This is a genomic window from Amycolatopsis sp. SID8362 (assembly GCF_010550475.1).
GTDB lineage: Bacteria > Actinomycetota > Actinomycetes > Mycobacteriales > Pseudonocardiaceae > Amycolatopsis > Amycolatopsis eburnea.
Genome location: NZ_JAAGNB010000821.1, coordinates 1 through 12,879, shown reverse-complemented (window position 1 = coordinate 12,879; position 12,879 = coordinate 1). Strand labels below are relative to the sequence as shown.

Annotated in this window: 13 protein-coding genes; 8 read left to right on the top strand and 5 right to left on the bottom strand. The window is 70.5% G+C overall.

The genetic code is table 11. The annotated features are described in order from the left end of the window. Position 1: 1 nt before the first annotated feature. A complete protein-coding gene (locus G3I65_RS25080; RefSeq protein WP_160698273.1) occupies positions 2–1,639 on the bottom strand; it encodes a methane monooxygenase in 1,638 nt (545 codons plus the stop codon). Between the two features lie 187 nt (positions 1,640–1,826). Between G3I65_RS25080 and G3I65_RS25075 the strand changes: the two genes are divergently transcribed. The 3 genes from G3I65_RS25075 (at position 1,827) to G3I65_RS25065 (ending at position 4,678) form a co-directional block, all read left to right on the top strand. Then, on the top strand, positions 1,827–3,605 hold the full coding sequence (locus G3I65_RS25075; protein WP_309235684.1) for a helix-turn-helix domain-containing protein: 1,779 nt from the start codon (positions 1,827–1,829) through the stop codon (positions 3,603–3,605). 165 nt (positions 3,606–3,770) lie between these two features. Beyond that, the gene (locus tag G3I65_RS25070; RefSeq protein WP_160698272.1) at positions 3,771–3,989 is read left to right on the top strand and encodes an amidohydrolase family protein; all 219 of its coding nucleotides are present in this window, start codon (positions 3,771–3,773) and stop codon (positions 3,987–3,989) included. A 41-nt stretch (positions 3,990–4,030) separates the two neighbouring features. Next, positions 4,031–4,678 carry an HAD family hydrolase gene (locus G3I65_RS25065; protein ID WP_160698271.1) on the top strand — a complete coding sequence of 216 codons (648 nt, stop codon included), beginning with the start codon at positions 4,031–4,033 and terminating at the stop codon, positions 4,676–4,678. Positions 4,679–4,944: 266 nt separating this feature from the next. Here G3I65_RS25065 and G3I65_RS25060 read toward each other — a convergent pair whose 3' ends face one another. Further along, positions 4,945–5,703 (bottom strand): IclR family transcriptional regulator, encoded by a 759-nt coding sequence (locus G3I65_RS25060; protein ID WP_203612499.1) that lies wholly within the window; start codon positions 5,701–5,703, stop codon positions 4,945–4,947. A gap of 74 nt (positions 5,704–5,777) precedes the next feature. On the opposite strand from G3I65_RS25060, the gene G3I65_RS25055 reads away from it, so the two are divergent. From G3I65_RS25055 to dmpG, 3 genes are read left to right on the top strand one after another with little or no spacing between them, the layout of a single operon-like run. After that, positions 5,778–6,563, top strand: a complete 786-nt coding sequence (locus G3I65_RS25055) for a 2-keto-4-pentenoate hydratase (RefSeq protein ID WP_160698270.1) — start codon at positions 5,778–5,780, stop codon at positions 6,561–6,563. Continuing rightward, on the top strand, positions 6,560–7,486 hold the full coding sequence (locus G3I65_RS25050; protein WP_160698269.1) for an acetaldehyde dehydrogenase (acetylating): 927 nt from the start codon (positions 6,560–6,562) through the stop codon (positions 7,484–7,486). The genes G3I65_RS25055 and G3I65_RS25050 overlap by 4 nt, the downstream gene beginning before the upstream one ends. Then, entirely contained in the window at positions 7,483–8,484 is a 1,002-nt protein-coding gene (dmpG, locus tag G3I65_RS25045; RefSeq protein WP_160698268.1) for a 4-hydroxy-2-oxovalerate aldolase, read from the top strand. Before G3I65_RS25050 ends, dmpG begins: the two co-directional genes overlap by 4 nt. Here dmpG and G3I65_RS25040 read toward each other — a convergent pair. From G3I65_RS25040 to G3I65_RS25030, 3 genes are all read right to left on the bottom strand, one after another. Further along, a complete protein-coding gene (locus G3I65_RS25040; protein ID WP_160698267.1) occupies positions 8,473–9,459 on the bottom strand; it encodes an LLM class flavin-dependent oxidoreductase in 987 nt (328 codons plus the stop codon). The genes dmpG and G3I65_RS25040 overlap by 12 nt on opposite strands. Continuing rightward, positions 9,456–10,763: an MFS transporter gene (locus tag G3I65_RS25035; protein WP_160698266.1), complete on the bottom strand. Its 1,308-nt coding sequence runs from the start codon at positions 10,761–10,763 to the stop codon at positions 9,456–9,458. The genes G3I65_RS25040 and G3I65_RS25035 overlap by 4 nt, the downstream gene beginning before the upstream one ends. 72 nt (positions 10,764–10,835) lie before the next feature. Continuing rightward, positions 10,836–11,645 carry an alpha/beta fold hydrolase gene (locus G3I65_RS25030; protein ID WP_160698265.1) on the bottom strand — a complete coding sequence of 270 codons (810 nt, stop codon included), beginning with the start codon at positions 11,643–11,645 and terminating at the stop codon, positions 10,836–10,838. A gap of 206 nt (positions 11,646–11,851) precedes the next feature. Between G3I65_RS25030 and G3I65_RS25025 the strand changes: the two genes are divergently transcribed. Both G3I65_RS25025 and G3I65_RS56540 read left to right on the top strand, forming a co-directional pair. Beyond that, the gene (locus tag G3I65_RS25025) at positions 11,852–12,685 is read left to right on the top strand and encodes an IclR family transcriptional regulator (protein ID WP_160698264.1); all 834 of its coding nucleotides are present in this window, start codon (positions 11,852–11,854) and stop codon (positions 12,683–12,685) included. A 5-nt stretch (positions 12,686–12,690) separates the two neighbouring features. Next, positions 12,691–12,879, top strand: a 189-nt coding sequence (locus tag G3I65_RS56540) for a hypothetical protein (protein ID WP_203612498.1), incomplete at its 3' end; no start/stop codon positions are given.

Genomic DNA, 12,879 nt, shown 5'->3' with positions numbered 1-12,879 from the left:
GTCAGGCGACCGTGACGTTGGGGTTGGCGCGGTAGGCCGCCGCCCACTGCTCGCGCTCGGCGTCCGACATCTGGTTGAGCGTCACGTTCGGGCTGCCGAACTGGATGCCCTTCAGGTCGTCGAGCGTCCACAGCTTCTTGGGGTCGTCGAGGTCCAGGTGCGGCTGCGGGATCAGGGTCTTGCCGTCGTCGCGGACGTACCCGAGGTCCTTGACGATGTCGGCGAGATCCCGGCCGTGGTGCAGCGTCTCCCACTCGCGCTGCCCGGTGAGCCGGCCCATGTTCGGCGTGGCCCGGCCCTCGTACTCCGGCCGGAACGCGACCTTGTCGGTCCAGGCGCAGGTCTCCGAGCAGTAGGTCCGCCACTGGTCGTCGACCTTGTCGACCACCAGGTCCTCGCGGACCAGGCACGGCACCATGCACGTCCAGCAGCGGTGCGGGTACTCGTAGCCGACGTCCTCGAACGCGATCGGCTTGTTGCGGCCCGGCCGGCTCAGCCGGTTGTAGGCTTCCCACCACTTGCCGAACTGGTCGTACCAGCCCGGGTACTTGTGCTCGAACCACTCGAAGTCGGCGTCGGTCATGCCATCGATCCGCCAGTAGTTCACCGGCCAGCCGGTGGCGAAGAACTGCGCGACGCGGTGGACGTAGAACTTGTTCGTGATCCGGTTCCACGCCTCCTCGACGAGGTCGTGCGGGATCACGAGACCGTACTTCTCCAGCGGCAGCAGGTAGCTGCGGTAGTAGTCGTCGTAGATCCACCGGCGCCACATCTCGGCGTAGGACTCGCGGTCCTTGCGGCGGTCCTTGGTGCCGTACTCGATGAAGGTGCCGATCGCGGCGTCGACGACGCAGTGGTTGTTCCACCACGCGTAGCGCAGGTCGCGCTCGAGCAGCGGGCGGTTGCGCTCGTCGGCCAGCGCCATCAGCAGGATCGAGTAGCCGTTGCTGATGTGCCGGGACTCGTCGGACTGCACCGAGTGGAACACCGTCGGCAGCAGGTAGTCGCCGTTGGCCGCCGCCTCGTCGGGCATCGCGACGAACAGCGTGTTGGTGAACGCCGTTTCCGCGACGACGGTCAGGTAGATGTTCGCCGCGGTGATCGCGTCACCGGTGATGAACCCCTCGCCGAACTGGCGGCCGATGGTGCCCGCGTAGTTGTTCGCGAACGCCTTCTCGGTGATGTCGAAGCCCGCCGGGTCGATGTAGTTGTTCATGTACAGCTTCTTGAGGTTCATCTGGATCGTCGAGTGGCGGACCTCGTCGATCATCTGCACCGCGAGTCCGTTGTGGATCTCGGGGTTCGGCACCGCGTCGATCGCCATCGGCATCGCGCGGGCGGCCGAGATCTCCGGGAACGGGATGATCGAGAGGAACAGTTTCTGCCACTCGAGCCAGCGCTGCTGCACCTGCCGGAACATGTTCCCGCGGATCGCGCCGTCCATCGCGCCGAAGACCCGGTTGTCCTTCTCCTCCTCCATCGGGAAGTAGGAGCGCATGATCTGCTTCAGCGGGTCCTTTTTGGGCGCCTTCTCGAACGTGTAGTCCGTCCCGAAGCGGGTGGCCGGCGTGGCGAACGTCGGCTCCCACGACAGCTCGGTGATCTTGTTGTGCGCTTTGGTGAGACTCTGCCTGCTCAAAATCGGCCTCCTCGAAACCGGGGTCTCTCAGCCCGGCCGGTCGTCTGACGGAGGAGAGTGTGTTGCGGATCGCATCCGGGTTCTGTCTCAATGTGAGATGGAGCGGGCCGCGGTTCTGAGCGACGATGTCGGGCACGGGCAGGGCCACCACACTGCCCGAGGGCACCGACCGTCAAAGGAGACGCTGGTGACGACGCGAGAAGACCGGCCGATGCGCGACCTGCGGGAGATGTTCCTGTCCTCCCCGCTGCCCGAGGTTCCCGGCGTGCGGGACGTCATCAGCGCCTCCTGGCGCCGGGCGGTCGAGAACCGCGTCGCCGCTGACGCCCCTGACCCGGTTTTCGTCACCGACCGCGACGAAGAGAGCCTGCTGGCGCACTGCGCGACACCCGTTCTAGCGAACCTTTCGGAGGAGATGGCCAACCACCCCGTGGCGATCCTGCTGACGGACGCGAACGGTCTCGTGGTCAGCCGCGTGAGCACCGACGGCGCCTTGACCTCCGGGCTGGACAGCATCTCGCTCGCGCCCGGCTACAGCTACGCCGAGGAGTCGGTGGGGACCAACGGGATCGGCACCGCGCTCGAATGCCAGAAGTCGGTCCTGGTGTCGGGTTTCGAGCACTTCAACAGCAGCCTCACCGAGTTCGAGTGCGCGGGCGCGCCGATCATTCACCCGATCCGGGGTCACCTGGCCGGGGTGCTCGACCTGACGTCCTGGGCGGACACGTCCGGCCCGCTGCTCTTGACGCTGGCGCGCACGACGGCCAAGCGGATCGAGGAGGCGATGCTGGCCAACACCGGCGCGCGGGAGCTCACCCTCTTCCGCGAGTACCTCGCGTCCTGCCAGCGCGGCTCCGGGGCGATCCTGGCCGTCAACCAGGACGTCGTGATGGTCAACAGCCACGCCGAGGAGCTCTACGACGTGACCGACCGCGCCGCGCTCATCACCCACACGGCGGACCTGGTCGGGTCGACGAAACCGGTGACCGTCGTCGCCGACCTGCCGTCGGGCACCATCGCCCGGTTGGAGTACCGGCCGGTCTACAGCGGCACGACGCTCGCCGGCGGCGTGTTCCGCGTCAAGAACCAGGCCCACTCCCGCCGCCGGGCCGCCCGCAAGGACCTGCAGCTCCCCGGCCTGGTGGGCGCCAACCCGCAGTGGCGGCAGGCGTGCGCCACGGCCGACGGCAGCTTCGCCGACGGGAGCTGGCTGGCCCTGAGCGGCGAAAGCGGCGTCGGCAAGACGGCGATGGCACGGGCGGTCGCGGTCCGGCACGGGCGCCGTCCGGTGCTCGTCGACTGCACGGCCGTCGCGGACGGCTACGACGAGTGGGTCGAGGACCTGGCCGACGACGTGACCCGCGGCGAACCGCCGGTGGTCGTCATCCGGCGCGCCGACGCCCTCACCGAGGACGGCCTGCACCGGCTCACCGACCTGTTGACCAGCTGGCAGGGCGCGCCGCCGGACCAGGCGCCGGCCTGGGTCGTGGCGACGCTCGGTGACGAACCGGCGAACCCGGACGTCCAGGGCCGCCTGATGCCGTTCTTCGCGCACACGGTCGAGGTCCCGCCGCTGCGCCACCGGCTCGACGACCTGCAGCGCCTGGTCCCCCACCTGCTCGCGCGCCACGCGGCGAACCGGCCGCTGACGGTGTCGGACCGTTGCCTGCGCCAGCTGATGCGGCTCCCGTGGGCGGGCAACGTCCGCCAACTGGACCAGGTGCTCGCCGACGCCGCCCGCCGACGCCGGAGCGGCACGATCGAGGTGACGGACCTCCCGGCGGAGTGCCGCACGTTCACCCGCCGCCAGCTGACGAAGCTGGAGTCGATCGAGCGCGACGCGATAGTCCGCAGCTTGGCGGCCAACCGAGGCAACAAGGAACACGCGGCGGCGGACCTGGGCATGTCCCGGGCGACGATCTACCGCAAGATCCGCGCGTTCGGCATCGTGGCGGACCATGCGTAGCCCGGCAGCCTACCGCCGTTCGCGGACACCACAGTGGACGGTCGACCGTCCACTGTGTCCAGCACGGCACGCCGCTTCGACACTGGGCACCGCATCCGGCCGCAGACCTCAGGCGACCCCTTCCCGCGGTTCGCCTGCGACCCCGGCGCCGGGATACCCAGCTTCATGGACCGCCTCGGCTTCGACCGCGCCGACATCATCGAGATGGCCACGACGACGAGCGCGGAGGCGCTGGGCATCGGCAATACAACCGGGCAACTCGCACCAGGTCTTTCAGCGGACCTGCTGGTCACCGCAGGCGACCCGCTCGCCGACCTGGTCAACTTGCGCGCGCTGCAGCTGGTGGTCGTCAGGGGGCAGAGCGTCTCGGTGGCGGCCGAGTGACAGACTCGAGCGCGGAACGTCACCGGACGAGAGGAAACGCCATGCCGGTGAGGGCTGTCGTCCTCGACATCGGCGAGACCGTGCTCGACGACACGCGCGAGTGGCACGCCTGGGCCGACTGGATCGGCGTCGGCCGGCACACGTTCTCGACCGTACTGGGCGCGGTCACGGCGACGGGGCGGGACAACGCCGAGACGTTCCGGTACTTCAAGCCGGACTTCGACGTGGCCGCCGAACGGCAACGTCGAGAGGAGACCGGTAACGGCGAGCGGATCGAGGAGTCCGATCTCTACCCGGACGTCCGGCCCGCGCTCGCCGAGCTTCAGGCCCGCGGGTTCTGGGTCGGGCTGGCCGGCAACCAGACCGCCAAGGCGGGGAGCCTGCTCCGCAAACTCGACCTCCCGGTCGACGCCATCGCGACCTCCGCCGAATGGGGCGTCGCCAAGCCGGATCCGGCCTTCTTCGGGCACGTCGTCGAGCTGGCCGGCGTCGCTCCCCACGAGCTCCTGTACGTCGGCGACCACCGCGACAACGACGTGGTCGCGGGGCACAGCGCCGGGCTGTGGACCGCCTTGATCCGGCGCGGCCCATGGGGACGCCTGTGGGCCGATGACCCCGCAGTGCAGGCGAACGCCGACTGGGTCATCGACTCGCTCACTGAGCTGCCCCGGCTGATCGCGAGAACTTGATAAACGGCAAGTGCGGATCGAGGCTAACCTCGATCCACACGCGTGGGGTTATGGTAAGTGTCCGAGGACCGAGTTGATCTATAATCCCACTTTAAGTTTAGCCACGAACCTGCAGCTTGAGTGACTCCACAGAAGTACTACAGCGCAGAGTGATCGAGCCACCTTGATCGGCGAAGCACACGGCGTCGACTTGCAAAGTCTTGCAATCGCGCCGCCTGGACAACGGGAGCACGTTGTCGATCGGACTGCATTGGAAGACTTGGCAGTCAATTCGACTCGGCGGTTTGGCGCAACGTCCGTGACAAGCCGAGCGCGGCCGTCCGAACTGCCGGGGCCAAGTGCGCCGGGCGGAATTGCTCGCGTGGGACTGCCACCGACAGCGCCGCGACGGCGACCGCTCCGCTGAACACCGGGGCCGCGATGCAGCTCACGCCGAGCGCGGCTTCCTGCTCTTCGTAAGCCAGGCCGGACACCTGCGTCTGCTCCAAGGCCGTGCGCAGCCGGACCGGGTCGGTGATCGAAGCCGGCGTCAGCTGCGGAAGGGGATCCGCGAGAATCGCCTCCGCCAGTGACGGCTCGGAGAACGCCAGCAGGGCCTTGCCGATCGCCGTGCAGGTGAGCGGGAGCCGGCCACCGATGCGGGACGGCAGCGGGACCGCGTCGTGGCCGTGGATGCGCTCGAGGTATACCACTTCGCGATCCTCGCGGATTCCGAAGTGGACGGTCTGGCGGGTGCTCTCGAACAGGTCCTGCAGGAACGGCAAGGCGGCCTCGCGGAGGTCCTGACGGCGGGGCACGAGCGAACCCAGCTCGAACAGCGCGCCGCCCAACCGGTAGCGATCGCCCGCGCGCTCCAGGAACCCGAGGCGGACCAGGTCGCCGGCCAGGCGGAACGCCGTCGTCTTGGTCAGTCCCGCCCGGGCTGCCAGTTCCGTCAGGCGGAACGCGCCACCATGCGGCCGGTAGACGTCCAGGACAGCGGCCGCCTTGTCCAGCATGTTGCCATTCTCGCTGTTCCGTGTCACGGGACAAACTTTGGCACACCCCCGGACCACGGCCTATACCTGGCGGGTCACGATCCCTGCTCCGGAGGTCCCCGATGAACGAGGCCGTCCCCAAGGCCGCCGAGGTGCTCGCGGCCGCGGCCGCCACTGCCACGCCCTGTCCGCCGATCCGCGATCTGTTCGCCGACGACGACCTCGACGCGGCCTACGCCGTCCAGCGGCTCAACACCGAGCGCGTGCTCGCGGCCGGGCATCGCCTGGTCGGGCGCAAGATCGGCTTGACCTCACCGGCCGTGCAGCGCCAGCTCGGCGTCGACCAGCCCGACTTCGGCGCGCTGTTCTCCGACATGGCCCTCCCCCACGGCGGGACCGTCCCGGCCGGCCGGCTCCTGCAGCCCAAGGTGGAAGCGGAGATCGCCTTGGTCCTCGGCGCCGACCTGCCCAGCCCGGACTGCTCGGTCGCCGACGTCCGCGCGGCCACCGCGTTCCTCGCGCCCGCGCTGGAGATCGTCGACAGCCGGATCGCGGGCTGGGACATCACCATCGTCGACACGATCGCCGACAACGCCTCCTCCGGTCTGTTCGTCGTCGGCGACCCCCGCGAGGCCGACATCGAGCCCGCCGACGTCGAGATGCAGCTCCACCGCGGCACTGAACTCGTTTCGCAGGGCACCGGCCGCGACTGCCTCGGCGACCCGCTCAACGCCGCCGCCTGGCTCGCCACCACCCTCGCCCGGCGCGGCGAGCCCCTGCGCGCCGGCGACACCGTCCTCACCGGCGCGCTGGGTCCGATGGTCCCCGTCGCCCCCGGCGACGTCTTCACCGCCCGGATCTCCGGCCTCGGCGAAGTCACGATCCGCTTCGAGGGAGAAGCCGCATGAGCGCGAAAGTCGCCGTCATCGGCTCGGGCAACATCGGCACCGACCTGATGATCAAGGTCCTACGGTTGTCGGACCAGCTCGAGATCGCGGCCATGGCCGGGATCGACCCCGATTCCGACGGTCTCGCCCGCGCTCGCCGCTTCAAAGTCGCCACCACCCACGAAGGCGTCGACGGCCTCGTCCGCCTGGACGAGTTCGCCGATGTCGGGTACGTCTTCGACGCCACCTCAGCGGGCGCGCACCGACGTCACGACGAGGTCCTGCGCGGCCTCGGCCGCACCGTCATCGACCTCACGCCCGCCGCGCTCGGGCCCTACGTCGTCCCGCCGGTCAACCTCGGCGAGCACCTCGACGCGCCCAACGTCAACATGGTCACCTGCGGCGGTCAGGCCACCATCCCGATCGTGGCCGCGGTCGGCGCGGTGACGCCGGTGCACTACGGCGAGATCATCGCTTCCATCTCGTCCCGCTCGGCGGGTCCGGGTACCCGGGCCAACATCGACGAGTTCACCGAGACCACCGCGTCCGCGATCGAGAAGGTCGGCGGTGCCACCCGCGGCAAGGCCATCATCGTCCTGAACCCGGCCGAACCGCCGCTCATCATGCGTGACACCGTGCACTGCCTGGTGTCCGAAGTAGACACCGAAGCCGTCACGGCGTCCATCGAGGAAATGGTCGGCCGCGTACAGGCTTACGTGCCGGGTTACCGGCTCAAGCAGAAGGTCCAGTTCGCCACCGTGCCCGCCGACGACCCGCTGCACCGGCTGGTACCGGCCGGCGAGGCGGTGAAGGTGTCGGTGTTCCTCGAAGTCGAGGGCGCCGCCCACTACCTGCCCGCCTACGCCGGGAACCTCGACATCATGACCTCGGCCGCGCTGCGGACCGCCGAACGCATGGCCGCCCGGCAGGAGGCACTCCGATGACCGACCTGTACATCCAAGACGTCACCCTGCGGGACGGCATGCACGCCATCCGGCACCGCTACACCGTCGAGCAGGCGCGCGCGATCGCCGGCGCCCTCGACGAAGCCGGCGTCGCCGCCATCGAAATCGCCCACGGCGACGGGCTTTCCGGCTCAAGCATCAACTACGGCGTCGGCGCGCACACCGACTGGGAATGGATCGAAGCGGTCTGCGACGTCACCCGCACCGCCATCCCCACCACGCTCCTGCTGCCCGGCATCGGCACCGTGAGCGACCTGCGCCAGGCCCACCGGCTCGGCGTCCGGTCGGTCCGGGTCGCGACGCACTGCACCGAAGCCGACATCTCCGCCCAGCACATCGGCGCCGCCCGCGAACTCGGGATGGACGTCGCCGGGTTCCTGATGATGTCCCACATGGCCGAGCCGGACGAGCTGGCGAAGCAGGCCAAGCTGATGGAGTCCTACGGCGCCGCGTGCGTCTACGTCACCGATTCCGGCGGCCGGCTCACCATGGACGGCGTCCGCGACCGGGTGCGCGCCTACCGGGACGTCCTCGACGCGGACACCCAGATCGGCATCCACGCCCACCACAACCTCGCCCTCGGCGTCGCCAACAGCGTGGTCGCGGTGGAGAACGGCGTGGTCCGGGTCGACGCTTCCCTGGCGGGCCAGGGCGCGGGTGCGGGCAACTGCCCGCTGGAGGCGTTCATCGCGGTGGCCGACCTGATGGGGTGGGACCACGGCTGCGAACTGTTCCCGCTCATGGACGCGGCGGACGACCTGGTGCGCCCGTTGCAGGACCGCGAGGTCCGGGTCGACCGCGAGACGCTGAGCCTGGGCTACGCGGGGGTGTATTCCAGCTTCCTCCGGCACGCGGAGGCAGCGGCGGTGCGTTATGGCCTGGACACCCGGGCGATCCTCGTCGAGGCCGGCCGGCGCGGCATGGTCGGCGGGCAGGAGGACATGATCACCGACATCGCGCTCGACCTAGCGGGCTAGCGCGGGAAGCACCCGGCCGGCGACGTCGGCGGTCAGCTGCCGCGGCAGGTCGTAGGAACCGACGTGCTGCAGCAGCACCGCCGACACGCCGGCCCGGTCCAGTTCGCGCAGCCGCGCCGCGATCTCGTTCTCGGTGCCGTACAAGCAGAACCGCCGGGCGAACAGCTCGGCGGCGTTGTCGTCCACAAGGGACTCACAAGCCCGGACCGCGGCGTCCCAGGACTCGGCGTGCAGCAGATCCGGACGCAGTTCCGGCAGCCGCTCGGGCACACGCACCCGGACGCCGGCTTCCTCGAGGAACGCCGCCCCGCCGTTGGCCGCGATGCTCAGGCACACCGGCTTCAGCTCGCGCGCGTCCCGCCGCACGGAGTCCGTGACGCGGCAGAACGCCGACACGGTGACCGGCACGGACCCGCCCGCCGCCACCTGCCGCATCGCGGCCGCCAAGGGCTCCGGAGCAACTCCGGAAAGCAGGATCGCGCCGTCCGCGACTTCCCCGGCCAGCCGTAGGTTCCGGGGTCCGCTCGCCGCGAGGTGCAGCGGCACGGCCACCGGGTCGCGCAGCCGCGACCGCACGCCACCGAAGTCGACCTCGTCACCGGCCAGCAACGTCCGTAGCACCTGAAGCCCGGCACGCAGCCCGGACCGGGTCGACGGGGCCAGCCCGGCCGGGACGACCGAGCTGTTGCCCACGCCGACGCCGAGCACGAACCGGCCGGGCGCCAGCTCGGCCACGGTCCGCGCCGCACCGGCCACCACCGAGGGGTGGCGGGTCACGACGTTCGTCACCGCCGTGCCCAGTCCGATCCTCGACGTGCCCACGGCGGCCGCGGCCGCTGTGGCGAAGACGTCCCGCCACAGCAGCTGCGAGTCCGGGAACCAGACGTCGTCGAACCCCAGGCGCTCGACCTCCTGGACGAAGGCCACCAGCTCGGGCAGCGGCGCGCACGGCGGAACCCGGACGCCGATCCTCACGCCGCCGGCGCCCCGGACGCCTCACGGAGGATCTCCGGTTGCTCGGACGGGGCGGGCCGCAGCAGCAGCCCGCCGACCGCGGTCACCGCCCATGCCGCCGCCATGTACGCGGCGACGGACACCCAGGTACCGGTCGACTCCAGCAGGGACGCGCTGATCGCGGGGGCGAAGGCGTTGCCGAAGATCGTGCCGAGGGTGAACCCGATCGCCATCCCGCTGAACCGCAGCGAAACCGGGAACGCCTGCGAGAAGAAGACCGGGAACATCGCGAAGTTGCCGGCGTACCCGGCGAACAGCAGCGCGAAGCCGAGGAACATCAGCCAGGGGTTCGCCGTGTTCAGCAGGGGGAACCAGGCGAACGGGAGCACGACCATCGACGCGGCGGTGGTGACGAAGACCGTCTTCGGCCCGATCCGGTCGGCCAGCCTGCCGTACAGCGGCGCGCCGATCACGACCACGAACAGCCCGGGCAGCAGGACGTCGAGCATCGCCGACGTGCTCAGGCCCAGCTCGGTCTTGCCGTACGTCAGCACGTACACCGAGCTCACGGTGATCGTGACACCCGCGCCCAGCGTCGCCAGCGTCACCAGGACGACCGTGCCGCCGCACTTGCGCAGGACGTCCACCAGCGGCAGCTTGTGCACGGCGCCGGTGTCCTTGACATCCGCGAACTCCGGGCTCTCCCGCAGGCCGAGCCGGATCACCAGGCCGGCGACCACGAGCAGCACGCTGACCAGGAACGGGATCCGCCAGCCCCAGGCGACCAGGTCGGCCTCGGGCAGCCGCGCCACGAGCAGGAACATCGCGTTGGCCAGGATGGTCCCGACCGCGGTGCCGGTGTTGAGGATGCCGCCGAAGAACCCGCGCCGGTGCTTCTCGGCGTGCTCGACGGTGAGCAGGACGGCGCCGCTGGACTCACCGCCGAGCGACACACCCTGCACGATCCGCAGCGCCACCAGCAGGATCGGCGCGGCGATGCCCCAGGTGCCGTACGACGGGAGCAGCCCGATGGCGGTGGTCGCGATGCCCATCATCATCAGCGTGGTGACCAGAATGGACTTGCGGCCCATCCGGTCGCCGAGGTGCCCGAACAGCAGGGCGCCGAACGGGCGCGCGACGTAGCCGACCCCGAAACTGGAGAGGGAGATGAGCGTGCCCACCACCGGATCGGCCGCGGGGAAGAAGATCTTCGGGAACAGCAGTGACGCCGCCAGGCCGTAGACGAAGAAGTCGTAGAATTCGACGGTGGTGCCGAACCACCCGGCCAGCGCGGCCCTGGACTGTTGCCGTTGTGGTTGTGTCATAGCTGCCTCCGGAAGAGCCGGTCGAGTTGCCGTACTTTGGTTGGTGTGCCGGGACATCGGCAACGCGCGGGTTCAATCAGCGGACCGGCGCAGGAAGGGCAGCACCACCGCCGCGACCTCCTCGGCCTTGTCCTCCATGAGCGCGACGGTGCCGCCGTCGATCACGGCCCGCTCCACGACGGCGGCCGCGGTCAGGTTCCGTTCCAGGGAAGCCAAGGCGGGCAAGGCGAACGGGTCGTCGCTCCCGCCGAGGAGCAGAACGGGGGCACGTACCTCGCCGATCCGCCGTTCCATTTCGTACCGCGCGCACGCCAGGTGGCCTTCGCGCGGATCGACGCCGGGCGCCAGCGCGTCCCTGACGAACCGGTCGAGCAGCGCGGTCGCCGCCTCCGGGTAGTGGGGCCGCCGTTGCTCCCACCACGTGAGCAGGTGGCCGCCGCCGGGTTCGCGAGCGGCGTCGTCGACACCAGGACCGTCCACATGCGACGCACGGTAACCCGCGTCCGCCCACGGCGTCGACGACAGGACCACGGCCGTGACCCGCTCGGGCGCCGCGGCGGCCAGCTCGACCGCCACCACGCCACCGGTGTGGTGCCCGAGCACCGCCGTGCGGTCCACGCCGAGGGCGTCCAGCGCCGCGAGAACGCCGTGGGCGTAGTCCTCGATGCGCTGGGGCGCGGGCAGCGGCGTGCTGTTGCCGAACCCCGGCATGTCGAGCGCGAGCACCCGGTGGTCCCCGGCCAGCGACGGCTGGAGTTCGCGGAACTCGTCGAGCGAGCGCGGGGTCTGGTGCAGCAGGAGCACGGCGGGGCCGATCCCCTGCTCCGCGTAGTGCACCTGCCCGCCGGGGACCGTGGCGTAGCCGTATCGCACCGTCGTCATGCGGCTCCCTGTGTGGTCGGAACGAACGTGTCCGGGAGTGTTCGCCCTCACCGCCGGTCGGCCCACGCCCGCGGTCCGCCTACCGAACCGGGTAACCGGACCGTTTCACGACGGGGACGGCCGGAAACCCGCCGGTAACGGACGGTGACGTCCGCTGGACTTGGATCTTTCCGGGTGGTGATAATCGCAAGCCGCGAGGAGGTGCCATGTCCACCGAGGACGACGGCCGGCCCAATTCGGTGCTCGGCAAGGCGCAGCTGCTGCTCGGCGCCTTCGAATCCGGCGCCTACCAGCTGGGCTTGAGCGATCTGAGCCGCCGGTCCGGCGTGCCGAAGGCGTCGGCGTACCGGCTGGCGCAGGAGCTGGTCGAGTGGGGCCTGCTGGAGCGCCGCGGCGACTGCTACCAGCTCGGGCTGCGGGTGTTCGAACTCGGCCAGCGGGTACCGGCGTCGGCGGTGCTGCGCGCGGTCGCGCGGCCGGCGCTGGCCGACTTGTTCGCGGCCACCCGCGCGACGATCCACCTGGCCGTCCTCGACGGCGCCCACGTGCTGTTCCTGGAGAAGGTCGCCGGCGAGGCGAACATCCACTCGCACTCCCGCATCGGCGGCCGCCTGCCCGCCTCGGCCACGGCGACGGGCAAGGTGCTGCTGGCCACCTCCCCCGACGTCGATGAGCAGCTGGCCCGGTTCGACGAAGCCGGGCTGACACACCTGACCTCCCGCACGGTGTCCTCGGTGGACGATCTGCGCAAGCAGCTGACCGTGGTCCGGGCGAAGGGGTTCGCGTTGGAGATCGAGGAGACGATGCCCGGGGTCGGCAGCCTCGCGGTACCGATCACCGGCGCGGACGGCACGGTCCACGCGGCGGTGTCGACGACCGCACCGGTCTCCCGGCTGGCACCCAAGCGCCTGCTGCCGGAGCTGCGCACGGCCGCGGCCGCCATCGCGCGGGCGCTGGACCGGGCGCTGCTCACCGCGTCCGAGGTGCGCAACGAGCCGTTCACGGTCGTGCAGGCCCCGCCGAAGCGCGCGGCCGGCTGACCTGGTTGGGCCGCGCGCGATGCACCGCCACCGGCGAAGCGGGCGATGGCGAGCAGGCCGCCGGTGATGCCGGGTGCGGGCAGCTGGCTGACCTCGTCGGGCCGCGCGCAAGCGCCAAAGCGGGCAGCAGGCTGGCCTGGTCGGTCCGCAGCCGCGATCGCGCGAGCGCCGAAACACGCTGCCGGCTGACCTGG